At 42.6% G+C, this 24,293-nt stretch carries 25 protein-coding genes; 12 read left to right on the plus strand and 13 right to left on the minus strand.

All coding sequences use genetic code 11. The features are described from left to right. Positions 1 to 8: 8 nt before the first annotated feature. Positions 9 to 497, minus strand: coding sequence for a YajQ family cyclic di-GMP-binding protein (locus MST18_RS02535; protein ID WP_078194203.1), 489 nt, complete (start codon positions 495 to 497; stop codon positions 9 to 11). Between the two features lie 92 nt (positions 498 to 589). Here MST18_RS02535 and MST18_RS02540 point away from each other — a divergent pair, with 92 nt between their 5' ends. Further along, on the plus strand, positions 590 to 904 hold the full coding sequence (locus MST18_RS02540) for a rhodanese-like domain-containing protein (RefSeq protein WP_078194202.1): 315 nt from the start codon (positions 590 to 592) through the stop codon (positions 902 to 904). Positions 905 to 948: 44 nt separating this feature from the next. Here the strand turns inward: MST18_RS02540 and mnmC are convergent, their stop codons facing one another. Genes mnmC through MST18_RS02560 form a run of 4 tightly spaced genes read right to left on the minus strand, consistent with a single transcriptional unit; the run spans position 949 to position 4,396 of the window. Continuing rightward, the gene (gene mnmC, locus MST18_RS02545; RefSeq protein WP_180133604.1) at positions 949 to 2,895 is read right to left on the minus strand and encodes an FAD-dependent 5-carboxymethylaminomethyl-2-thiouridine(34) oxidoreductase MnmC; all 1,947 of its coding nucleotides are present in this window, start codon (positions 2,893 to 2,895) and stop codon (positions 949 to 951) included. A 37-nt stretch (positions 2,896 to 2,932) separates the two neighbouring features. Then, positions 2,933 to 3,448: a hypothetical protein gene (locus MST18_RS02550; RefSeq protein WP_180133603.1), complete on the minus strand. Its 516-nt coding sequence runs from the start codon at positions 3,446 to 3,448 to the stop codon at positions 2,933 to 2,935. A 5-nt stretch (positions 3,449 to 3,453) separates the two neighbouring features. Beyond that, a complete protein-coding gene (locus MST18_RS02555; protein WP_180133602.1) occupies positions 3,454 to 3,756 on the minus strand; it encodes a YciI family protein in 303 nt (100 codons plus the stop codon). Between the two features lie 28 nt (positions 3,757 to 3,784). After that, entirely contained in the window at positions 3,785 to 4,396 is a 612-nt protein-coding gene (locus tag MST18_RS02560) for an inner membrane-spanning protein YciB (protein ID WP_078191311.1), read from the minus strand. A gap of 44 nt (positions 4,397 to 4,440) precedes the next feature. On the opposite strand from MST18_RS02560, the gene MST18_RS02565 reads away from it, so the two are divergent. Next, positions 4,441 to 5,292, plus strand: coding sequence for a PHP domain-containing protein (locus tag MST18_RS02565; RefSeq protein ID WP_180133601.1), 852 nt, complete (start codon positions 4,441 to 4,443; stop codon positions 5,290 to 5,292). An 82-nt stretch (positions 5,293 to 5,374) separates the two neighbouring features. On the opposite strand, the gene MST18_RS02570 is transcribed toward MST18_RS02565, so the two are convergent. Both MST18_RS02570 and radC read right to left on the minus strand, forming a co-directional pair. Next, positions 5,375 to 6,286, minus strand: a complete 912-nt coding sequence (locus MST18_RS02570) for a bestrophin family protein (protein ID WP_078191309.1) — start codon at positions 6,284 to 6,286, stop codon at positions 5,375 to 5,377. Positions 6,287 to 6,361: 75 nt separating this feature from the next. Next, positions 6,362 to 7,063: a DNA repair protein RadC gene (gene radC, locus MST18_RS02575; protein WP_180133600.1), complete on the minus strand. Its 702-nt coding sequence runs from the start codon at positions 7,061 to 7,063 to the stop codon at positions 6,362 to 6,364. Between the two features lie 112 nt (positions 7,064 to 7,175). Here radC and coaBC point away from each other — a divergent pair, with 112 nt between their 5' ends. Then, the gene (coaBC, locus tag MST18_RS02580) at positions 7,176 to 8,447 is read left to right on the plus strand and encodes a bifunctional phosphopantothenoylcysteine decarboxylase/phosphopantothenate--cysteine ligase CoaBC (RefSeq protein ID WP_180133599.1); all 1,272 of its coding nucleotides are present in this window, start codon (positions 7,176 to 7,178) and stop codon (positions 8,445 to 8,447) included. A gap of 389 nt (positions 8,448 to 8,836) precedes the next feature. Beyond that, positions 8,837 to 9,355, plus strand: coding sequence for an Asp-tRNA(Asn)/Glu-tRNA(Gln) amidotransferase subunit GatC (locus tag MST18_RS02585; protein ID WP_180133598.1), 519 nt, complete (start codon positions 8,837 to 8,839; stop codon positions 9,353 to 9,355). Positions 9,356 to 9,472: 117 nt separating this feature from the next. On the opposite strand, the gene dusA is transcribed toward MST18_RS02585, so the two are convergent. Continuing rightward, entirely contained in the window at positions 9,473 to 10,504 is a 1,032-nt protein-coding gene (gene dusA, locus MST18_RS02590; RefSeq protein WP_180133597.1) for a tRNA dihydrouridine(20/20a) synthase DusA, read from the minus strand. A gap of 284 nt (positions 10,505 to 10,788) precedes the next feature. Between dusA and MST18_RS02595 the strand changes: the two genes are divergently transcribed. The 3 genes from MST18_RS02595 to MST18_RS02605 all read left to right on the plus strand — a co-directional run bounded on the left by MST18_RS02595 (position 10,789) and on the right by MST18_RS02605 (position 13,544). After that, complete coding sequence (locus MST18_RS02595) at positions 10,789 to 12,204, plus strand: methylenetetrahydrofolate reductase C-terminal domain-containing protein (RefSeq protein ID WP_180133596.1); 1,416 nt, start codon at positions 10,789 to 10,791, stop codon at positions 12,202 to 12,204. Positions 12,205 to 12,391: 187 nt separating this feature from the next. After that, complete coding sequence (locus tag MST18_RS02600) at positions 12,392 to 12,802, plus strand: hypothetical protein (RefSeq protein WP_180085598.1); 411 nt, start codon at positions 12,392 to 12,394, stop codon at positions 12,800 to 12,802. A 97-nt stretch (positions 12,803 to 12,899) separates the two neighbouring features. Then, entirely contained in the window at positions 12,900 to 13,544 is a 645-nt protein-coding gene (locus MST18_RS02605; RefSeq protein WP_180133595.1) for a HEPN domain-containing protein, read from the plus strand. A 55-nt stretch (positions 13,545 to 13,599) separates the two neighbouring features. Here the strand turns inward: MST18_RS02605 and MST18_RS02610 are convergent, their stop codons facing one another. Both MST18_RS02610 and MST18_RS02615 read right to left on the minus strand, forming a co-directional pair. After that, the gene (locus MST18_RS02610; protein ID WP_180133594.1) at positions 13,600 to 14,796 is read right to left on the minus strand and encodes an MFS transporter; all 1,197 of its coding nucleotides are present in this window, start codon (positions 14,794 to 14,796) and stop codon (positions 13,600 to 13,602) included. Positions 14,797 to 14,919: 123 nt separating this feature from the next. Next, positions 14,920 to 15,837 (minus strand): DMT family transporter, encoded by a 918-nt coding sequence (locus tag MST18_RS02615; protein WP_180133593.1) that lies wholly within the window; start codon positions 15,835 to 15,837, stop codon positions 14,920 to 14,922. A gap of 941 nt (positions 15,838 to 16,778) precedes the next feature. Between MST18_RS02615 and MST18_RS02620 the strand changes: the two genes are divergently transcribed. From MST18_RS02620 to MST18_RS02640, 5 genes are all read left to right on the plus strand, one after another. Beyond that, complete coding sequence (locus tag MST18_RS02620; RefSeq protein WP_111885447.1) at positions 16,779 to 17,906, plus strand: Re/Si-specific NAD(P)(+) transhydrogenase subunit alpha; 1,128 nt, start codon at positions 16,779 to 16,781, stop codon at positions 17,904 to 17,906. A gap of 11 nt (positions 17,907 to 17,917) precedes the next feature. After that, complete coding sequence (locus MST18_RS02625) at positions 17,918 to 18,238, plus strand: proton-translocating transhydrogenase family protein (protein ID WP_078191287.1); 321 nt, start codon at positions 17,918 to 17,920, stop codon at positions 18,236 to 18,238. A gap of 3 nt (positions 18,239 to 18,241) precedes the next feature. Next, on the plus strand, positions 18,242 to 19,696 hold the full coding sequence (locus tag MST18_RS02630; RefSeq protein WP_180004608.1) for an NAD(P)(+) transhydrogenase (Re/Si-specific) subunit beta: 1,455 nt from the start codon (positions 18,242 to 18,244) through the stop codon (positions 19,694 to 19,696). A 363-nt stretch (positions 19,697 to 20,059) separates the two neighbouring features. After that, a complete protein-coding gene (locus tag MST18_RS02635; RefSeq protein WP_373686676.1) occupies positions 20,060 to 21,373 on the plus strand; it encodes an ammonium transporter in 1,314 nt (437 codons plus the stop codon). Positions 21,374 to 21,386: 13 nt separating this feature from the next. Beyond that, complete coding sequence (locus MST18_RS02640) at positions 21,387 to 22,010, plus strand: hypothetical protein (RefSeq protein ID WP_180133591.1); 624 nt, start codon at positions 21,387 to 21,389, stop codon at positions 22,008 to 22,010. A gap of 91 nt (positions 22,011 to 22,101) precedes the next feature. On the opposite strand, the gene rsfS is transcribed toward MST18_RS02640, so the two are convergent. From rsfS to MST18_RS02655, 3 genes are all read right to left on the minus strand, one after another. Next, the gene (gene rsfS / locus MST18_RS02645) at positions 22,102 to 22,494 is read right to left on the minus strand and encodes a ribosome silencing factor (RefSeq protein WP_086178424.1); all 393 of its coding nucleotides are present in this window, start codon (positions 22,492 to 22,494) and stop codon (positions 22,102 to 22,104) included. Between the two features lie 73 nt (positions 22,495 to 22,567). Further along, positions 22,568 to 23,365 (minus strand): hydroxypyruvate isomerase family protein, encoded by a 798-nt coding sequence (locus tag MST18_RS02650; protein WP_078191282.1) that lies wholly within the window; start codon positions 23,363 to 23,365, stop codon positions 22,568 to 22,570. Positions 23,366 to 23,407: 42 nt separating this feature from the next. Beyond that, positions 23,408 to 24,277 (minus strand): NAD(P)-dependent oxidoreductase, encoded by an 870-nt coding sequence (locus tag MST18_RS02655; protein ID WP_180133590.1) that lies wholly within the window; start codon positions 24,275 to 24,277, stop codon positions 23,408 to 23,410. Between the last annotated feature and the right edge of the window lie 16 nt (positions 24,278 to 24,293).

The following is a 24,293-nucleotide window of genomic DNA, read 5'->3' on the forward strand; positions in this document are numbered from 1 at the left end:
GTACTGCCTTAATCTTTAAAGTTGTTAAATTGAAGCGGCACACCAAACTGTTGCTCTTTTAAGAACGCCATCACTTGTTGCAAAGTGTCACGCTTCTTGTCAGTCACACGAATTTTGTCGCCTTGAATAGAAGATTGCACTTTAATGCCGCTTTCTTTAATGGCTTTATTGATTTTTTTTGCAGTATCAGAGTCAAGACCGTCTTTTAGTTTGATCACTTGAATGACGTTTTTACCAGAAGCGGTCATTTTTTGTGGATCGAGTGCTTGAATGTCAACTTTACGTTTGAAGAAATGATTTTCGAGCATGGTATACACTTGCTCACATTGGAAATCGCTTTCTGTTGAGATTTTGATTTCCTTATTTTTCTCATTTAACTCAATTGAAACGTCTTGACCACGGAAGTCAAAACGCGTCGCTATTTCTTTTTGCGTGTTTTGAACTGCATGATTTACTTCAAAAACTTCTAATTCGGAAACAATATCAAAAGAAGGCATAGATTAGACCTTTACAAAGGGAAAGAATATCTGAGATGCTAGGGATGTTTTCTTCATTTGCCAAGTGTTGTTTACATCAAAAGGAGTGTGCAATGATCCGTAAACAAGAAATTACAACATTTGAGTTCCCAGAAGACTCGATTATCTGGGATGTTCGCGATGCAAGTGCTTATGCTGAAGCACATGTGAAAGGTGCAGTTAACCGACCGATCAACGCATTGTCATCAGATGCACTGACTCAGGTGTCAACGGATCAACCCATTTACATTTTATGTGGTGGCGGAAGTAAAGCTCCACGTGCAGCAGAGTTGCTAGAGGGTTTTGACAGCTCACGTGAATATGTAATCTTAATGGGCGGCACGCGTGCTGCTCGTGATGCCGGTCTTCCTTTGGAACAAGGGAAATAAGATCGAATCAAAAAAAGCGCCGAAAGGCGCTTTTTTACTGCGCGTTATTTTTCCTGAGGTGGTGCTGAGGGCACCTGACCTTGAAAATAAGGCTTCTTGGTTTTTTGTTTGGCTTTGGCGCGTCGTATAAAACGTGCTGCATGAATTTTATCGAGTAGCTGTGTTGGAATAGGGCAGGCTTCTTTTAAGACCAACGCGGCAATGATTTCACTACAGAGCGGGGCATACAGGAAACCTTTAGAACCGAGTCCACTACAGCTATAAATTTGCTGATCTTCATGGACTGCACCAATTACTGGGAAAAAGTCTTTTGTCTGTGCGCGAATTGCGGCACGTCCTTGCCATTGCTCAATCGGTGCTAAGGTTTTGGCAAAGTCAGGGAATACACTGTAGATAAGTTCATAGTTATGCACATGATCTTCTGTGAGAACGTCGGTGTCATCACGGCCGGGATAAAATGACGCGCCCATAATCATTTGTTCGGCATCCAGTTGCATACAATAGCCCCCATAACTATAGGCTGTATGCATATCCATTTGTTGAGCGGGGTTGTTCAACCAACTGACTTGTCCACGAATGGCACGCAGTTCTGGATAATCTGTTTGTAGCTGCATGCTCTCACGTGCAGCACAGAGAATGACATGCTCGGCAGATGGAAGCTGCTGATCCTGTGTAAATAGCGCAACGCCATTGTGTTGCTGCTCAATGCGTTGAATATCTGCTTGTAACAACTCAATGTGTGAATGCGCCAAGATTTGGTCACGAAGCTGATGTGGACTGACTGCGCCTGCTTGTTTGAGGAGCAGGGTTGGATATGTTGAGGCTAATTGATTTAGCGTGCCTTCTTCAGCAGCTAATACCTCTGAAGGATAAGCTTGAGCTAAATCTAGGTGTTCTGCTTTATTTTTTAAAATAGATTGGTGAATCTGTAAAGGACGAAATGCCTTGAAGTTTTGATAATGCTTGAGTGCATATAACCAGCTCAAGGTCATCAAATGTTCAGCACTTTGTTCAATTGGACAGAGTTTAGGGTTGAGTAGGGCAAGAGGATTACCCGATCCACCGCTGAGTGGTGCTGATTTCTCGTAAATACGCACTTGATGCCCGCGTTGAGCAAATGCCCAAGCACAGCTCAAACCGGCGATGCCAGCGCCAATAATCGCGATTTGATGGGGCTTATGACCTACAGTGATTTCAGAATTTTTTTTTTCGTCTAAAGTGGGACAGTCAGCAACTACGGATTGATCATCTAACTTTTCAGGTGCGAGCCAAAAGGCTTTGAGCATTTCACGCTTATGAGCAAAGCCACGTGGTCGTGTAATGGTAATACCATGCTCACGCAAGCCGCGTTTCAGTACACCTGCCACACTAAATGAGGCGAAGGTCGTCCCAATGTTCGATAGACGTACGATATTTTTGAGTACGTTTTCTTCCCACATGTCAGGATTACAGGCAGGTGCAAAACCGTCCAAGAACCATGCATTGACCGTAGCAGTTTTTGCCATGATCGGAAAAACGTCGTGTGCATCGCCTAACCAAAGATCAATTGAAAAACGTTCTTCTGGAAAATTGAGTCGATGACATCCCGCAATGGGTTCAGGATATTGCGCAATCAGTTGCTGTGCCAAAGGTTGTAATTCAGGCCATGCATTTAATGCACGAATGAGGTCTGCTTTAGATAAAGGGAATTTTTCTACAGAAATGGCATGCAGATGACTGTGATTATCTGGACGAACCTGTTGCCATAATTGCCACAAGGCCAAAATATTTAAGCCTGTACCAAAACCTGTTTCGCCGACACTGAAATATTCAAAATCAGTCAGTGCCGCAAGACGAGTGTCGAGGTCATTCCCTTTTAAAAACACATGACGTGTTTCGAGCAGGCCGTTGTCCTTCGAAAAATACACATCACCAAACTGTTTAGACACTGGAATATCAATGCCATCGATCATTTGCCAATCGAGATCGGAAGTCTGAATTGCACCTGACAAAACTCAAGCAACCTTTAAATTGAAGTAGAAAAATGAATTACCATTGACGACGACGTTTGGTATAGACGTAACTGGCCAACAAGAAACCTAAAATCACGCCAACACCAAGTGTGGTCCCGCCGTATAAAAACATCTGCGCGCTACGTTCACTTTGCAGCACTTGTACTTGTACGCCCAAGCTATCATTTTTAAGTTGTAATTCTTGGTTTTGCGCCAAGGCTTCAAGGTTAGCTTTTTCTAACTGTTGTAAGCGTACTGATTGGTCTTTGACCATCGCTTTGACTTTGGCATCTTGCAGCGCTTTATTTTTTGCCAATTGCTCAATGGTCAATGGATTTGCATCTTGAGGTTGACCATTGGGATTGACGGTTGCCGCCACTTTAATGATGCCCGGTTTATTGGCAGGAATAGTATGAGGCACAGGATTGGGAGGAGGTGTTGCAGTCGTTGCTTGAGCAGCAGGGGCTACAGTAGGTGCAGGTACCGGTTCTTCAGCCCATGCAGTTGAACAAATTAAAGATAAGCCCAGTAAACTAGAAACAACGACGCGCATGAACCTTATCCTTTAGGAAATGCTTTGTTAAATGGTTTGACATCAATTTGGCCATAAACCCCTTCTTTGAGGAAAGGTTCATCTGCCAACCATTGGTCTAAGGCTTCACGACTTTCAAAATCGACAATGATCGTACTGCCATAAAAACCAGCTTGCGGGTTTGCCGGATCTTTAGGCATCGCACCTGCAACAATCAGACGACCTTCATCATCAAGTTTTTGTAGACGTTCAAGATGTTGAGGGCGAACTGCAAGGCGCTTTTCTACTGTACCTTCATTATCTGTACAGCTTACGACGAATAATGGCATGACTTTTCCTGATTTTTGACCGAATGGATTATTCTGAGGTCTTAAAGTATTTACGTAATACAATAAACTGAATAATGATAAAGGAAAACATCACGATCATGTCACCAAAAGCAGTGAATTCACCCCAATATTTTCCGTCTGCAAACAAATAAGCGAAAAAGGTGTGTAAACATGACATCACCACGAACATTGCAGCCCATGCATAGTTCAATCGTTTCCAACCGACAGCGGTTAAATTTAAGACTGGACCAAATAAACGTTCGATGAGTGGTTTCTTATCTTTACTAAACAGTGGAGAAAGTAAAAACGCCCCAGCAAACACTAAGTTCAGTAAAACGGCTTTTAACCGAATATAAAAATCATCGCTTAGCATCAGGGTAATACCACCAAAAATCACGGTCATGAACAACACAATCCATTGTTGTTTATCTAGACGGAATTTTTGCATGACAAACAATGCACCATAAACCACAAGCATGGAAATGATGAGACCTGATGTTGCCACAAGAATGTTATTGTTATCGACACCCCCAGCAGAACCAATTAATTGTAATAATGGGTGCTGCGTATCTTTTGGATCTACAGTTTTATATAAATAAAAGAAAATAATGAGTGGCACAAAGTCTAAAAGTGCTTTCATGTTAGAGTATCTAAATCTGATCAAATAAATGACATAGTATAGAGATGCAAGGCGTAGATTTACATACACACAGTAATATTTCTGATGGTACTTTGTCACCAGAGGCTTTGGTGCAGGCCGCAAGTGCTATTGGAATTCATACGCTGGCTTTGACTGATCACGATACGATGGACGGATTGTTGGCAGCAGAGCAAGTCGCTCATGAATTAAAGCTGCAATTAATCTCTGGCGTGGAGATTTCCAGCCAGTGGTCGAGACCTGCGACCAAAAAAAGTTATGGTGTGCATATCGTCGCTTTAAATATGCAAAATCCTGCGCCCATACAAGCCTTATTGATGGATCAAAAGCGTATTCGAGCGGAACGTGCTCGGCAGATTTGTGACTTACTGATACCGTTAATTGGTCAAGATATTTATAGCGATGTGATTGCCAAGGTCGAACATATTCCAGATCGGGTAACACGTACCCATATTGCCAAAACTTTGGTGGAAAAGGGGGTAGTTTCACGTCCACAACAAGCTTTTGATAAATATATTAAAGAAGGCAAAAAAGCTTTTGTAAAATTTGAAGGTCCAAGTCTTGTTGAGACCATTGAGGTGATTCATGCCAGTGGTGGCTTTGCAGTGTTGGCGCATCCAACGCGTTATGATTTATCTGCGACCAATATTCGTTATTTGATTGAAATCTTTGCTGAAGCGGGCGGTGATGCAGTGGAATTACCACCGGCAATTGAGCCATTATCGACTCGTCAAATGGTGGATCGTATGATTGCTGCCTTTAACTTAAAAGTTTCTGTTGGGAGTGATTTTCATGGTGACAATATGCCATGGATTAAACTCGGCAACATCCCTCGAGTGAAAGAAGGGCAAGTTGGAATCTGGGAGAGCTTTGCTTAAATGCTCTCACTTACATATCTTCGATATACCAAAAAAGTGTACGACAAAGCTATGTAAGCGAGGGTTTAGACTCATTGATCAATTACAGTAAATTATGATCTTTGGCTTGAATCGGTGGTGGGGTGGGTTTTCCTAAAGTTCCAAGAAGTTCAATTTCAATAGTACGCACCATCGAGTCCAATGGAAGGTCATTGCTTTGTGTACCGAAGGGCTCTTCAATCTCTGAACTCAGCGCATCTAAGCCTAAAAAGGTATAGGCTAAAATTCCGACCAAAAGGGGGGTTGCGAGACCTAAAGTAGAGCCCAAGCTAAAGGGTAAGACAAAACAGAAAAAATAAACGGTTCGATTCAGCAAGACCGAATAAGCAAACGGTAATGGCGTGGTGGCAATCCGGTCACAGCCTGTTTGTACGGTGCTGAGTTCCATCACATGCTGATTCATCTGGGTATAAATAATATCTGAAATTTCACCATCTTTAAGCGCCTGCATTAGCTCCCATTGAATCAAACTCAACGTGTACTGCGGTGCATTGGCTTGTTGGTATAACTGAGTGATGGCATTCGCGCTCATGCCGCTGGTTTCAACTAGTTCAGTGGGGTTGGCGGTTTGATGGCGGAGTCGGTCACGCAAAACATTGGCAAACACAATCACATGTTGGATCACACGTTCACGACGGCCTTGACTGAGTAAACGGCAGTCACGGTCAAAATGGCGTGCATTGGCAATCAAAATGCCCCATAAACGCCGAGCTTCCCACCAACGGTCATAGCAGGCTGAGTTTTTAAAGCCTAAGAAAATCGACAGCACGACACCAATTAGGGTAAAGCCGACCAAAGGAAATTCGGTAAAATGAAAGATATCGACATAGGATAAGCCGCCCACAATGGCAGACAGCAACATAACGATCCCGAGCGGCGGTAAAACCTTAGGTAAAATCGTTCCTCGCCAAGAAAATAGCAGTTTAAAAATACTCGGTTGGTCACGGACGATCATGTTCGAATGATAATTTCTAGTTTTAAAAAATTATGATGATCTTCGGGTTTGCTCAAGCACTTGTCAATAACTGTTTCATGCAGATAAGTGTGCTTGGAGCAAGCCATGTTCAGCAAAGGAAAAACTCCCTTCTGTGGAGATAATGCAATGATCGATCAGTTGAATTTCTACCAGCTGACAAGCCTGCTGAATGAGTCGAGTCAATTCCAGATCGGCAGCAGAGGGTTCTGCACGACCGAAAGGATGATTATGTGCAATGACGATACTGCTGGCGTGTTCAGAAATGGCATAACGCAGCAGTTGATTGATGGAAATTTCACAGGTATTGAGGCTGCCATAAAAAAGTTTTTTAAAGTTTATTTTTCTTAAATGCGCATCTAGACAAAGCACGCCAAAGACTTCTTGACGTTCCGATAAAAATTCAAAGCGAAGAAAATTTTGTAATTGTTCAGAATGTTGCAAGTGCAAGGCTTCATTTTGAAAATGCTGACTCACATAGCGTTTTCCGAGTTCTTTTACCGCCATGAGCTGAGCATATTTACTGTTTCCAATGCCATGAAACTGGCGTAAATCCTCAAGTGACGCATCCATTAGCGCTTGCAACTGACCAAAATGTTGAATCAGGACTCGTGCAAGTTCGACAGCAGAGTGCTGCTGGGAACCAGAGCGTAGGAAAATAGCCAGTAGCTCAGCATCGGATAAACTTTGTGCGCCTTGTTGAATCAGGCGCTCACGTGGGCGCTCTTGTTCAGGCCAATTTTTAATTGAATTATTCATTATTCTTAGACTTTTTTATTATCAGTCAATCGGCTTTTTCACAGCAGATTGTTGGGTCAGTGCATATTTAATGCTATTGTGAGCGCCACTGCAACAGATAGGTAGCCTGTTCGTGAGCTTTGATTTAAGTGTAATGCCCACAAAAAATATTCTTTTAGGTGTCACTGGTGGTATCGCAGCCTATAAAAGTGCCATTCTTGTCCGTCGATTAAAAGATGCCGGATTTGATGTGCGCGTGGTGATGACTCAAGGTGCGCAAGCCTTTGTGACCCCGTTAACGTTTCAGGCGCTTTCAGGCAACCCTGTGCATACCGAATTACTCAATCCCGAAGCAGAAGCGGGCATGGGGCATATTGAATTGGCACGTTGGGCTGATTTGGTATTGGTTGCTCCTGCAAGTTGCGACACGCTGGCAAAATTTGCGGCGGGTTTAGCAGATGACCTTCTTTCTACACTTTATCTTGCAACAAAAGCACCCGTTTGGGTTGCCCCTGCGATGAATCAGCAAATGTGGGCAGCCAAAGCGACACAGCGTAATTTAAATACACTGGTTGAAGATGGCGTACATGTGATCATGCCCGATGCCGGTTCTCAAGCCTGTGGTGATGTGGGCTTAGGGCGTATGCCTGAGCCAGAAGATTTAGCGAATCAAGTGACGGCCTATTTTCATCAAGCACAGCGAGCTATTGCTGAAAAATTTGGCATGCTTGCAGGCAAACATGTGGCGATTACAGCTGGTCCTACACGTGAGTCAATAGATCCTGTACGTTATATTTCCAACCACAGCACAGGTAAAATGGGGTTCGCACTGGCAGCGGCTTGTTATGCAGCTGGGGCTAAAGTAACGCTGATCGCAGGACCCGTAAGTTTAGATACACCAAATGGTGTACGACGGATTAATGTGCAGTCTGCAATTAAAATGTTAGAGACCAGTCTGCAAATGCTGGATGAAGGCTGTGATATTTTTATCGCAACAGCAGCCGTTGCGGATTATCGCGTGGCAGAAGTTGCAGAGCATAAAATCAAAAAAGCTGGTGATGAACTCAATGTGGCATTAATTAAAAACCCAGATATCGTTGCAACGATTGCGCAGCAGTCAAAACCTCCATTTATGGTTGGATTTGCTGCCGAGACACGCAATGTCGAGGAGTATGCCGCAGGCAAACTTGTGGCGAAAAAACTCGATATGATCGCGTGCAATGATGTCTCACGTAAAGATATTGGTTTTGCTTCTGATGAAAACGCCATGACCGTGTTCTTCGCAGATCAATATCAAATGGAAAAGCGTGATTTAGAGAAAGCGTCAAAACAAGAAATTGCACAGCAATTGGTGGAAGCTATACATGATGCGCTACATCATGAGCCTGAAACGGATGATGAATAATTTCAGTTGATTCCTCAAAATCCCCGCACTGTTCGGGGATTTTTTATGGCGCATTTAAGATGTTTTATTTCAGGATTTATATTGAATAAATCACAATAGGATCGATTTCATATTGATAATATGAAGGCTAGGAAACCACTACCAAAATGGTCATTTTCAACAAAAATATGTCAGCAAAAGACCAAGGCTGTCAGTGTTTTAAAACAGCAAAAATGCAATTTAAGTGATTGATATCAAAATTAAATATAAAATTGAGAAATCTTGATAATTTGGCTTGTACTGTGTGTTTTATTGGCTATTATGAAGCAAACAATGAGGAATGTTTGGATCGGAATCTGTGATCGGTCTGACTTTTTCATCAAGAATAAATGCATCATGGGGGATGCAATATGTTTCGATGGCTCACCTTTTTTTTACTGTTGAGTTTGGCTGGTTGTAGTTATTTTGTCTCGACAGATGAATTATCTCGGCAGATTGAGCAGCAGATGCAGCACGAGTTTGATCAGAATCCAGATTATCGGCAGTACCATTTACGGATTCAAAATATAAAAGTATTAGAACGTAAGGGATTAAGCTTTAAGGCTCAGGCGACGTTGCAATACGATGGTCAGCCTTATACTGTTTTGGTCGATATTTACAAAGATTTGCAAGGTTATGCATGGAAAATAGATGAAGAACAATTTGCCTTCATTGACGAAGCTGAAATTGCAAAATATCAGGCGCAGTTAGATCAAGAGTTGAATCATTTGGTTGAAGAATTGGAACAACCAACCGAGGAAATTGAGCCTGTTACATCGGCGCCTGAGAGCTATGTGGGTTTACGTGAGGAAGAAGATCCATCAGATTATCAATGGACTGGCTATGATGAGCCTTTTCCCAAGGGGAACATTACGGTCAATAGTCATTGAGTGATGATGTGACTGTTTAGATGATTTAGCTGAGTTGTGACGATGTTGCTAAACACGTACTTTGTGAGGCATGAAAATAAAAAAGCCCGCAAAGTAGTGGGCTTTTACTTTATAGGATTAATCTTCTAAAACGACTTTAGGATGATCACGTAAATAGTCTTCTGTACGTTGCATTGCATCTTTAATATTTTGGATGGCATTTTCCACATCGGCAAAGGTTTTGGCATTGCCACCACTTAAAGCCTGACGCCATTTTCGAGCACCCGGTAGGTTTTGGAATAAACCTAAAATATGACGGGTAATGATAGAAAGTGGCGCACCTTCTTCCATGCGTTTCGCAATATATGGCAGCATCTGATCGATAATATCGAAACGGTTAGGTAATTCGAGATCCCAAAGCTGACCGATCTCAGCCAATAAGTAGGGGTTGTGATAAGCCTCACGACCAATCATCACGCCATCAACATGTTGTAAATGTTGCTGTGTTTCAGCAAAGGTTTTCACCCCACCATTAATTTCGATCAATAAATTTGGACGGTCTCGTTTCAGACGATAAACATCTTCATAACGTAAAGGTGGTACATCACGGTTTTCTTTTGGCGACAAACCTTGCAGCAGGGCAATACGAGCATGCACGATAAAATTGTCACAGCCAGTCTTTGCAACCGTATCAACAAAATGCAGCATTTCTTCATAAGACTGCATGTCATCAATCCCGATGCGGTGTTTCACGGTCACTGGAATATCAACAGCATTTCGCATTTCAGCAATACATTCTGCAACCAAATCAGGCTCTGCCATCAAGCATGCGCCAATTTTATTGTTCTGAACGCGGTCACTCGGACAGCCGACATTGAGGTTCACTTCATCATAGCCCCAGTCCTGTGCCATCTTGGTACAGGTCGCTAAATCTTTAGGATTTGAACCGCCAAGTTGTAACACAATCGGGTGTTCTTCGTTGTTATAGTCCAAATGACGATTGGCACCGCCAAATAAAATCGCACCTGTGGTGACCATCTCGGTGTAGAGAATCACATTGGGGTTAAACAAGCGTGCAAAGAAACGATAGTCACGAGTCGTCCAATCCATCATTGGCGCAACACTGATTCGTGGTTGAAGTTTATTTTCAATGGGTTGGAGATCAGTCATTAAAAAAACACGCCTTAAAAGAACAAGATGGAAGAACGAAATGGAAAATGGTGAAGAAATACCAAAAGCAGTCCGAAATACGATGAAAAAAACCGCATTTCAAGACGCGCGCAATATTAGCATAAATTGTGGTTTGGGACATGGTCTTGCTAGCGTGACGAATTCAAGGTCAGGCTAGAAAGAGTCGGAAGTGTGGCTTAAGTAATTTAAATTTTTATGTGATTAATCTATAATTTTATAAACTTTATTGTATGGTTTCTCAGCAGATTTAACTGCCTGCCTTTATGTCTTTATTTTCCCAATATCTATTGCAACGCCAGTTTTGTATCTCGTTTGAATATCTAACGACGCAAAAAACGCATCTGGTCCCAACGACATTTGCAGGCTTTCCTGTGTGCATGACATTGGCTGACCGAGTACAAAGTGACACGGATATTGCTCCTTTAGAAGCAATGCAAGACTACCCTCAAAGCATTGAAAAAATTCTGCATTATTCGGGGAAAGGTCGAGATATCTCAGATTTTCAAACTTTTCTGAAAGATGCTCAGCAGCACGGGGTAGAGAATTTACTTTTGCTCAGTGGTGATAAACTCAAGCAGCATCAGGATGGGGCAAATGATCCTAGCTTACGGAGCCGTTATTTAGAGTCGGTCAATCAAGTCATGGCAGCCAAAGACTTTGGCGGGTTTTATTTAGGAGTGGCATTTAATCCTTTTAAATATGCAGAAGCAGAAAAGGATGCGCAGTTTTTTAAACTGGATAAAAAAATTCAAGCTGGCGCAGACTATGTGATTACACAGTTGGGCTTTGACATGGATGTGTTGAGCAGTTACCAACACTATATGCAGCAATACTATCCACATGTACCTGTATTGGCGTGTGTCATGCCGCTGACATTTGCCCGTGCCCGTTTTATGGCCAGGCAAAAAGTCGCAGGCATCGTGCTTTCAGCAGATGTATTAAATTTTTTGCAACAAGAACAGCAAACTGATGCCATACAATCTGAACAAAATGTCTATGCTCGCTGCGCTTTACAAATTTTAATGTGTCAGCATCTGGGCTATGCAGGGGTTCATTTATCGGCTTGCCATAAAGCAGAAGAACAAGAGAAGTTGCAAAAAGCAATTCTGCAATTTGCCACATTAACGTTTGAACAATGTTTAGCAAAATGGAAGATGCTTTGGCGCTCTAGTGTCGATGTGAACTTCCACCCGACGGGCGCAAATAACCATAAGGCTCCAGTTGAACAGGTTTTGAAATATAAAAGTATGCATGTCATGCATGAGTTATTTTTTAGTTCAAAACTGGCCAAAGGGGCGGGATCTTATATTTTTTCGGCCAAATTATGGCAAAAACCGAAAGCTGATGCGGCCTTGCTGAAAACAGAATTTATCAGTAAACATGGCATCGTGGGTTGCGAAAGTTGCGGACAATGTCGTTTAGGTGAAACCTTATATATTTGTCCTGAAACCTGTCCTAAAGGATTAGCCAATGGACCTTGTGGTGGTTCCAACCTTGACCGCTGTGAGTTTGAAGACCGTGAGTGTATACACTCGGTCAAAGCGCGGTTGGCGAAAGCCGTCGGTCAAGAAAAAATGCTGAAGCAAGAGCTCATCCCTACCGTTGCAATTGAAACTCGGCACAGTAGTTCTTGGAAAAACTGGTTCGTTCCACCGACATCGCCACCAACAGAACATTAATTCACTTAAAGCATTATTCAGTCTGAAACATTCATAAAGGTGAATCTTTCAAGCGCTAATCATTCTAAAAATCAGACGAATAGTCGTATAAAAAAATGAAAAAGATGAAATAAACAATTAAGATCAACAGCAGATGAAAATCAAAAATTAAAAATAGAAATGTGAAGAATTTGGGGAATACCACATGATGAAAAAGACCTGCTTAGGAATAGCTTTAGTTTTTACATTGTCAGGCACAACAGGCTGTTCAGTTGTCATGGCAAGCAAGCAGCCAAACAAGAAAAATACCGAAATGATTCAACAAGGGCTATCTCGTAACTTGGTGATTGCTGAATTTGGCGCACCAATCACCTCTGAATATAAAAATGGCAAACGACATGAAATTTATACTTTTACCCAAGGTTATTCGACTGCCAGTAAAGTCGGACGTGCATTTTGGCATGGTGCTGCAGATGTGGCGACCGTGGGGTTATGGGAACTTTTAGGAACACCTGCCGAATCCGTTTTTAATGGAAAGAAAATGTCCTATGAATTGATTTTTGATGAAAATGATCTGTTAGAACGTTATACCTATCTCACACAAGATGAAACCAAATAGTTGAATACAGAGATATTTTGATTGCATGCTGGTAAACGATTGCGCTAAGTTCAAATGGTAGAAAAATAAACGAATTATCCATTGGAATTTAGCAGGCATGATGCTACTTGAAGAAATATTCAAAAGTAAAAAGTCGGAACATACCGACCAATTTAATTTACGCATTCATCGAGGTTTAAGTTGGCTGAAAAAGTCGATTGATCTTCAAGATGATCTCGATTTGCAATTTATCAGTTTGTGGGTGTCCTTCAACGCAATATATGCGCAAGACTTACAGATTGCGCAGGACAAGCAAAGCTTAAGGCAGTTTTTATATGTGATTTGCCAAAAGGATGCAGAGCATAAAATCTATAATATTTTATGGGAGCGTTTTAGTCAGCCGATACGGTTGTTTTTAGATAATCCCTATGTTTATCAAGGTTTTTGGGATTATCAAAATCAAAAAATTAGCCATGACGTATACAAAGAGGGCTTGGCGCATGAAAAACAGAAAGTACTGCACGCGCTTAAAGAAAAAGATTCCGTTGATATTTTAATGGTGCTGTTCAATCGCATGTATACGCTACGCAATCAAATGGTTCATGGCGGCGCGACCTATAAAAGTTCGGTCAATCGCAAACAGCTTCAAGACGGCTGCACAATACTGTCGGCACTCTTACCAGTATTTATGGTGATTCTTTTAGAAAATGCAGAAACCTTGGATTTAGGCAAACCCTTTTATCCTGTGGTGCAGGTCAGTTAATTTTCAAAAACATAAAGCCACAGTAATGTGGCTTTAGAGTAATGATCCATACATTTCATTGTGGATATTTTAGTTGACGCGCAGTATAGAGTTGATCGATCAAGACAAAAAATCCAGCAACAATGACTAAGGCAATCCCTGTCATGCAGGTGGTGGTCCAGCCGCCATGATGCCATGCAAATACGCCCAAAGCTGAGCCACATGCACCACCGACAAAATAAAAAGTCATGTAAATTGAATTAATTCGAGATCGTGCAATCGGGTTGAGTTGGAAAATAATATTTTGATTACAGCTATGCACCATTGCCAAACCGAGGTTGATTAGACCATAGCCCAAAATATAAAAGGCGAGGGAGCTTCCACCCATATACAGCAGTCCCCAACTGAGGGCTAAGATGCTGCAACCGAGCCAAGTTAATTTTCTATTGAAACCCAAATCCGCCCAACGCCCGATCCACTGTGTTGATAGGGCACCAAACACACCAACTAAAGTCACGACACCGACCCAAACATCTGCCAAATGAAAAGGTGGCTCAGTCAGTAACATGGCAATGGTGGAAAACAGCATACTCATCGCAGCAAAGACACAGCCCCCAATCAGAGATCGGAAAATTAACCGTGGCTCATGTTTGAGTAATGCGCCCATGGTTTGGAAAACTTGGCTGTAGGGCATCCGTGTGATGCTGACCACGGGCAAACGTTTTTTGAGTAAGACGGCTAATACCAACATCAAGAGAGCACTGAGGATGTAAATCGATTTCCAATGAAACAGATAGGACAATAAGCCAGAGAGACTGGTTGATAACAGAATGCCGACCAATAACCCACTCATTAAAAAGCCAACAACTGCCCCAATTTTTTCAGGTCGAATCGCCACCGTGACCAAAGGGATGAGGACCTGAGCAGCCACTGAAAATAGCCCGGTGATAATGGTTCCTGCCCAAAGCATGTATAGATTGGTTGAAAAAGCACAGAGGGCTAAACCCACAGTCGCTCCAAGCATGAGCAGTGGAATAAATTTGGCTTTATTCACAATATCGCCAATCGGCACAATAAACAGCAGACCCAAAGCATAAGAAATTTGCGCGAAAGTGACGGTTAGCGCCACTTCTGATTGTGAAATTTGAAAGCTTTGTTGGATGGAAGCCACTAAAGGTTGGCAATAATAATTGGCACCCGCACATAAACCACATGCAGCAGCCATAAGCCACAACAGGGTTTTATCATGGCTAATGTCGATCGAGGCTTTCATAAATTGTCCAGATTTTGGGCGGAAGCGTATGCAAAGAATTTGCTGCCACGCTGTTGTGGTCACTATAAGGAAAATCAAACAGGTCTTAAAGTGTTTCTCTGTGAATAGTATCCAAGCTCGCGATTAGGATTTCTTACTGAGACTGATCATCAAGACACCCAGCATATTAAGACCGCAACCGACCCATTGCCATAGGTTTAAATGTTCATTCAACAACGCGACAGCCAGTAAAATCGTTAAAATGGGCCCGATAGAGGCAATCATAGCCGATTGTGCAGCCCCAAGTCGGACGATACTTTGCATCATTAAAATGGTTGGAAGCACGGTAACCAATAGTCCGAGCGCTAAACCATACAGCCAGACTTGACTCGGGAGTTGTTGGAGCAAGGCAATGGGCTGTGGTGTTGCAAATAGAAAATGAATAATCGTCCCAATGCAGGCAATGCTCAGAGCTAGACCGGTAAAGTGTAAAGAACCAAACTTTTGCATGAGGCCTGGCGTGAGTAATAAGTAAATTGCAAATAGCACGGCACTGGCAAAAACCAAACTACATCCGAGCCAAAAGTACTGATCATGTGGTGTGGCATTTTGTTCTTGTAGCATCACTAAAACTGTCCCGCCATAACTTAAAATCAGGGCAAGAATGGTTTTAAAACTTAGTGGCTTTTTGAATAAAACAGCGGAAGCCAGCACGGTTAATGTGGGATATAGGAAAAGTATAATTCGTTCAAGCGAAGCACTGATATACATCAAGCCACGGAAGTCGAGCCAGCTCGAAAAGTAATAGCCGATTAATCCTGAAATGAGCAAGAGCACCCAATCTTTTCGTTGAATCGTTTGATAAGAACGTCGACTCAGCCATGCAATGACCAAGAAAAACGGCAATGCACTCATCATGCGTAAAGCCATGAGGACAGTGGCATCGACAAGAGGAGAAAGTGCATAGGCTTGCTTAATAAAGATCGCTTTGGTACTAAACAAGAAGGCAGCAATCAGCGCAAAAATTGCACCGATGAAGTGCGGACTAAGGTTTCTTGACATAAGTTAAGGTGTGCCTCATGACGACTGAACGAATTCGACAGCATTGATCCGATAAGTTTGAACTATCATTTTGATTATAAAAAATGCATCGTGTGAGTAAAAATGCAAAAAAAGAATAGTACTTATTCCTTTATGCATAAGGGATTGCTAGATCAAACATGAAAAACAGCGGAAGAAATGACCAATTTGTTTTTAAATTTTATAAATCTCAACATGACTCGGTAGGTCAAATATATCAGGCTGAAACATTTAAGGTGAAAATTGCACATAAATGGTGCAATAGTGTTTTTTAGGGATAGAAAGTCAGTAGCGATATCATGATGCTAAATATTCAAAAAATTATTTTTTTAGCTAAAAAAGCAATTCTAAGACTTAAGGCGAAGCATCAGGTGGGGAGGGCAAGATCTCAATAAACCCGAAACGTGCGCAAAAATCCATCGGATATTCAAGCTGACCGATTTGACGAGACTGTGGCAGAAAAAAGTCAGTTTTCAATGCAGGTCAGTATGTCAAAACTGTCAAATGAGTCAACGAGCTGATGCAGTTTGGATGAAAGAGTGGCTTTACCTGACTTAAGTCGATTTTTCACGACACGTTCAGGTCATTCTGTGTTGAATGAAAATGTCACAATGATCAACGCAGTGAAACAATCTGCACTAAAACTAGCGAAATTATTTATGTTTTTGGTCTTAAGTAATATTAAAAAGTTATAAATAGGATAAAAATGAGTAATAAATCGACAAATAAAACTGAATAAATGAAATATCGCACTATTCTTTTCATGAATCATGAGTTCAAAATATGGGTATTTATTAAATAAATATTGGGTAGTATTTTAAAAAAGTTCAATTAGAATCCAAAAATTGTACAAAAACACATCCTGAGGGGAGACATCGCGGATTGCGATGTTTACTTAAGAAAAATTAGCTTGAGGAACGCTCATGCAGATCGGAATTCCAGCCGAAACTGTTGTCGGTGAAAATCGCGTCGCTGCGACGCCTGAAACAGTAAAGAAGTTGATCAGCGCTGGTCATAGCGTCGTTATTGAACGTGGAGCAGGGGTAAACGCTGCTTACATCGATAGTGCCTATGAACAAGTTGGTGCCAAAATTACGGATGATGCCTATACCGGTAGTCAAATGATTTTGAAAGTTCGTGCGCCTAAAGGTGACGAAATTCAAAAACTCACAGCGGGTACCACCGTTGTGGGGATGTTTGACCCTTACCGCAACACCGAACTTGACCAATTTGCGTCACAAAACGTGTCTGCATTTGCATTGGAACTTTTGCCACGAACCCTTTCTCGTGCGCAAAACATGGACGTACTTTCATCTCAAGCCAACCTTTCAGGTTATAAATCTGTGCTTTTGGCTGCGGCTGAATATCAACGTATGTTCCCAATGCTGATGACAGCAGCAGGTACAGTAAAACCTGCACGTGTTGTGATCATGGGCGTAGGTGTTGCAGGATTACAAGCCATTGCAACAGCGAAACGTTTAGGTGCCGTAGTTGAAGCAACTGACTTACGTCCTACAGCACGTGACCAAGTTGAATCTTTGGGTGGTAAATGGTTAGACGTACCAATGTCACCAGAAGAGCAACAAAAAGCAGCTGATGCTGCGAAAAATGGTTATGGCTGGATGCCGGGTGAAGACTACATTCGCGACCAAGCGATTATTGTTGATAAAGCCGTATCGAATGCTGACATCGTGATTACGACTGCATTATTGCCGGGTCGTGACGCACCACGTTTAATCAAAGCAGAAACTGTTGCCAAAATGAAACCAGGCTCAATCATTTTAGATATGGCGGTTGAAACTGGCGGGAACGTTGAAGGTTCTGTCTGCGGCGAAAATGTTGTGACTGCAAATGGCGTGAAAATTCTTGGTATTCCAAATATTCCTTCAACAGTTTCGACTGAAGCGTCGGCACTATACGCACGTAACGTTTTGAATTTCATTGAAACCCTGTTTGATAGCGAAAAGAACTTCGCAATTAACCCTGAAGAAGAAATTCAAAAAGCACTACTTGTCACTCATGGCGGCCAAGTGCTGCTGAAACGTGGTTAAGGAGAATCATCATGGTTGAAACGATTACTATTTTTGTCTTGGCAATCTTTGTTGGTTACTACGTGGTTTGGGGGGTAACACCTGCACTACATACACCATTAATGGCTGTAACCAATGCTTTGTCATCGATCATTATCGTTGGTGCGATGATTCAAACCGTTGGTATCCCAGGTATTGTGGATGCAAGCGTACAGTTCCAAAGCATTAACGTGGTGAGTATTTTAGGTGCGATTGCCGTTTTCCTTGCAAGTATCAACATTTTTGGTGGCTTTGCGGTGACTGCACGTATGCTTGAAATGTTCAAACCTAAGCAAAAGAAAAAAGAGGGTTAATCCATGGAATTCATTAAAGAATATGCGGATTGGTTCTACCTGATTGGTGCCGTTCTTTTTATCTTAACGTTGCGTGGTTTGTCTGGTCCAAAAACTGCGATTCAGGGTAACCGTTACGGTATGATCGCAATGGCGATTGCTGTAATCACCACATTCTTTGTCGCAGATCATCCCGTGATTTGGATGATTGTGGGTGCAATGGTGTTGGGTGCAGTCGTTGGCATTGCACGTGCAAAAACAGTTCCGATGACGCAAATGCCTGAAACTGTGGCACTGATGCACTCATTGGTCGGTTTGGCTGCGGTACTGATTGCGATCGCTGCGATTCTACATAACAACCAATTGACTGCGGCATTCGCGGAAAATGAAGCGGTATTAACAGCAGCGGGTGTAGAACATGCCCACATGAGCAAAGTTCATTTATTTGAATTGTTTGTAGGCTGTTTCGTTGGTGCGATTACATTCACAGCGTCGGTATTTGCTTACGGTAAATTGGCTGCGAAGAAATGGGCAAAAACCATTTCAGGTGGATGGGTAAAACCTGTTCAAGCCTTAGTTTTCCTTGCGATGTTGGCGTGTGGTATCTACTTCTTTACCACAGGCAACATGAATGCTTTCTGGGCAATGACTGTTCTTGCACTTGCATTTGGTTGGGTATGGATTGCACCTGTAGGCGGTGGTGATATGCCAGTGGTGGTATCGCTACTGAACTCATTCTCAGGCTGGGCTGCAGCAGGGATTGGTTTCACGCTTGAAAACAACATGCTGATTGTTGCAGGTTCACTGGTTGGTTCATCGGGTGCAATTCTGTCTTACATCATGTGTAAAGCCATGAACCGTTCAATCATCAACGTTTTGTTTGGTGGTGCAATGGGTGGTACAGCAGTAGCTGCAGCGGATAATGGTGAAAAAGCACAGCGTAATCACCGTTCAGGTTCTGCAGACGATGCTGGCTTCTTGATGTCAAATGCGGACAGCGTGGTGATCGTACCTGGTTATGGTATGGCGCAAGGTCGTGCACAAAATGCCGTGAAAGAATTGTGTGAAATCTTAAAAGAGCAAGGTGTAAAAGTTCGTTTTGCGATTCACCCAGTGGCAGGTCGTATGCCGGGTCACATGAACGTACTTTTAGCTGAAGCTGATGTTGCATATGAAGACATTCTTGAAATGGACGAGATCAACTCAGACTTCCCAGCAACAGATGTAGTACTGGTGATTGGTGCGAATGACGTTGTGAACCCAGCGGCAAAAGACGATCCAAGTTCTCCAATTTACGGCATGCCAATCCTTGAAGCACATAAAGCACGTACCATTATGGTGATCAAACGTTCTATGGCTACAGGCTACGCAGGTCTAGATAATGACTTGTTCTATAACGATAAAACGATGATGATCTTCGGTGATGCGAAGAAAGTTGTGGAAGATATGACAAAAGCCATTAATGGCGGCGGTCATTAATCCATATTGCCAAAGTCTTGCTGTGATAAAGCGGGATTGAGGAAGATTTAAACCACCTTCGGGTGGTTTTTTGTTTTCTTTGTTTTATTTTCTTCGCTTTTGATTAATTGATGTTTCACACTAAAAGTGCATAAATATTTAGCGCATCAGGTGCTTGAATCAAATTGATGCGTGTTTTGAAACAAAGGTGCAGATTGATGCGCTGTTTTGTTTCATTAAATTCAATCTCAGTGATTCAAAATATTGTCGCGAACTTATTTTGTGACGCAATGCATTGAAAAATAATTAATTGTCTGAAATTTGGTATTCTTTTTGCACAGCATGGTTATTCTTGGGGGAATAATCATGAAAAAAACATACTTGATGGCACCATTTCTGAGTGTCCTGACATCGACTGCATGGGCAGTTGACCCGCAAATTGCCAGTAATATTCAAGACATTCGTATTTCGCTCGACAGTATTTGGGTGGTACTGGGCGGCATCTTGGTGTTCTTTATGCAAGCTGGATTTGCCATGATCGAAAGTGGTTCAGTTCGCAGTAAAAATACCGTGAACGTACTCATTAAAAACTACATGGATGCCTGCTTGGGTGGTCTGGTGTTTTGGTTGGTGGGTTTTGGTCTGATGTTTGGGGTAAATACGACGGGCTGGTTTGGCTTAAGTCATTTTGCACCCGATCAACTGGATGATTGGCACTGGAACCTCCTATTTTTCCAAATGATGTTTGCTGCAACGGCAACCACTATTGCCAGTGGTGCAATGGCGGAGCGGATTCATTTTGTGGCTTATGTGGTGAGTGCGGCCGTTGTGTCAGGTCTGATTTATCCTGTCTTTGGTAGTTGGGCATGGGGCAGTTTATTTGGCGGAGACGGTTGGTTAACAGCACTCGGGTTTATCGACTTTGCAGGTTCGACCGTGGTGCATTCGATAGGTGGCTGGGTGGCTTTAGCGGGCATCATCGTACTGGGTCCACGTTTGGGTCGATTTGGACGCAATGGGCAAAGCCATTATTTACCGGGGCATAACTTACCTTTAGTGGCATTAGGCGGTTTTATTTTATGGTTAGCATGGTTTGGTTTTAATGCAGGCTCGACCATTAATGCCAATGTCAGCGTAGGACGTATTGCTTTAAATACGCACCTTGCAGCGTGTGCTGCAGCGGTTGCATATATGTTGCTCTGTCTCATCCGATCTAAAGCCATTTTGATCCGCAGCACGATCAATGCCTCACTGGGTGGTCTAGTTGCCATTACGGCAGGCTGTGCAACGATGTCTCCAATCTATGCAGTCATCACCGGTTTATGTGCAGGTGTTATGGTGACCTTCCTGCCAATGCTCATGGAAAAAATGAAACTGGATGATGTGGTGGATGCGGTGACGGTACATGGTTTCTGTGGCGCATGGGGAACATTGGCGGCAGGGATCTTCCTTGAAAATAATATGTTTAATGGCGATGTCATCGCGATACAAGGGCTTGGGGTGATTGCAGCCTTTTTGTGGGGCTTTGGCGTTGCGTTCATTGTATTTAAGGTCTTGGACAAATTGTTGGGTGGTTTACGGGTGAGTAAGCAACATGAACAACGTGGTTTGGACTATACCGAACATGCTGAATTGTCTTATCCCGAGTTTCAAAAAGATGTGACTTTTGAAACGGATGATATGACCAAGCGTCATTAACAGGAGTAAAGCAATGAGCACCGAACTGTTGAATTTGGCACAACGCCGCGAAGCTTTAGAAAAAGGCTTACAACAATTTATTCATGGGACGTTACTCGACAGTGCGCTACGGCACTGGGAGCAGCAGTACAGCATGAAACCATCATTTGTCTTGAATCGCTTCTTAAATGATATCTGTACCACAGAGGAGCTTCGCTTTTATCGTAAAGATATGCTGAAGCAAGTCTTGTATGAGTTATCTACCTTAGAAAAGCAGGAACTGTTAAGGGTTGAAAAACCGCAGGAGCAGGAGCAGGAGCAAGAAGACGAGCTCATTGCAGAGACCATTAGCGAGGCCTTTTTAGGCTTTATTGAGTCAGTCATGCTGACGGTGAAGTCTAAAGATCAGGCTGATTTCACCCAAGATGTGATTGAGCAATTAGAAGAAATCGGGCTGGCAATTGCGGCAAATGCACAAATAAATACGGCGAGTTTTGTCGAGTTTTTGCCCTTGACCAGTTATGCCAAAGTTTTAACAAGCATTTATGAAGTGTATTGTAACTTTTATGGACCGATGCGTGCGGACCAAGTTTATGCACAAACCAAGCTGAAAATTAAAGCCAACTATCCTGAGGTGGATTTACACCAACTGCTTTAGTGTAGGGGGGTAAAACACCATGAAGCTGATTGTCCGTGTATAAAATCGAGAGAAAAAAAGCGACCTATTTAGGTCGCTTTTTTCTGGAAGCTTAAGCTACAGTTTCTGGAGCTGTACGCCATAAGCTTTCAAGATCATAGAATTTACGTGCTGTAGGTAACATCACATGTACCACTACAAAACCGAGATCAATCAGGATCCATTCTGCATCACGTTCGCCTTCAACACCGATAGGGCGGAATCCAGCTTTACGTGCTTCTTCTGCCACGTTGTCTGCAAGAGACTTAATGTGACGAGTTGAAGTACCGCTCGCAATAACAATCGCATCTGCTACGTTGCTGATTGCTTTGATATCAAGTTCAACAATATCTTTGGCTTTTACATCTTCAAGTGCTTCACGTACAACAGCTAAACAAGCTTGTACATCTTTGATATTTGCGAGATCGTGAGAATTAGAAGCGCTGGGCGATGGTTCTAAATTCATAGAGGGTATGATTTCCTGACAATTTTACATGTTCTAATATAGCGGTTTTGTTGATGAATTTCAAATCAACACGTCATTGACCATTGGCTAAATGAGGGAAGTATTTGTCTTTCCACGCAAAAGAATGTGATGAGTTGCTTCGTGGTCGGTATTCAGCCGCGATGTAACCTGTATATTGGCTTTGATCTAACCATTTAAAAATCTCTGCAAATGGAATCTGCGCCGAGTCAGGTTCATGTCGCCCCGGACAGTCAGCAAACTGTATGTGACCGATATCCTGAATATTTTCTGCCAAAGTACTGAGAATATCTTCACCCATCATCGCCATGTGGTAGCAGTCATATTGCATCTTCAAAGTAGAGTGTTGTACAGCTTCAAGCATTTCCTGAGCTTGGGCAATATTTTGCACCAAAAAGCGCGGCATATCAGTGCCATTAATCATTTCAAATACCGGTTGAATATGATGTTCAGACAACATGTGGCACGCCAGTTTGAGGTTGCTCGACAAGGTATTTAAACATGGGAGCAGGTCAGCATCTTGTGGCTGTTTGCCGGCTAAAATATTGACACTTGGTACATTTAACGCAGTGGCATAGCGAATGCATTGTTCTAAGGCTTGATGAAATTGATTTTCACGCCCCGGAACTCCCGCAAGACCATCACCACCTTGCATCAAATCACCCGCAGGGACATTGATTAAACACAGGCTTAAATCATTGATGGTGAGTTGGGTTTGGATTTGCTCAATACTCAGCTCATACGGAAACTGAATTTCTACATGCTTAAAACCGTGTTCACGAGCCAAAGCAAAACGCTCTAACAACGGCACTTCGGTAAAAATCATGGATAAATTAACCGCGAGCTGTGTCATGTATATCGTCCTTGAAGCAATTTACTTCTAAAGTGAAAGTCGTTAGTTTTGTTCGACATGTTGAATGATGGTGGCTAAATCTTTTTCTGCAAAACCATTGTCCTGATGGGCTTTGAGTTGCGATAAAGCAAGGCTGGCAACAGGGATGCTTAATTCAAACTGGGCAGCCAGTTGGACTGCATTATTCAGGTCTTTAGATAAAGTTTGAACTTTCCATTGCACGGGCTCGAACTGATGCGTTGCCATACGGGGAGTTAAAATCTGAAAAGGCTTTGAATCTGCAAAACCACCGGCAAGTGCTGGTGCTAATAACGTGGTGTCTACACCTGATTTCTCGGCCAGTGCTACAGCTTCTGCGATTAATGTGCTATTGGCAGCGACGATCAGCTGATTACAAATTTTGGTGGCTTGACCTGTACCTGAGTCGCCCATGCGGGTAACACGTTGAGATAAAACATTGTAAATCAGACTCAAATCTTGAATCGTTTGAGCATCACCACCGGCAAAGATGACCAAAGTGCCTTGCTCAGCGCCTGCTGTGCCCCCCGAAACAGGCGAGTCAATCCAAGTAACTTGTTTTAATTTTGCAGCATGAGCCAATTGATGGGTTTGATTCACAGAAAGACTCGAAAAATCGACAATAATTTGTCCTGCCGCTAAATGGGTTTCGATGCTTGCATACACCGCGGCAACAGCAGCATCATCTGCGAGACAAGATAAAACCACAGAATAATGGGCAATCTTGTCCAATTGAAGCGCCGTCGCGCCAATCGCAATCAACTCATCACACGCAGCGGCAGTTCTGTTCCACACCGCAACTTCAAATCCTGCCTGAATGAGACGTGTGGCCATGCGGCTACCCATCAGCCCCATACCTAGAAATGCAATTTTTGTATTACGATCAAACGCCATGTGCTGTACTCAATCT

This window comes from Acinetobacter sp. YH12068_T, assembly GCF_024606005.1.
Taxonomy (GTDB): Bacteria; Pseudomonadota; Gammaproteobacteria; order Pseudomonadales; family Moraxellaceae; genus Acinetobacter; species Acinetobacter amyesii.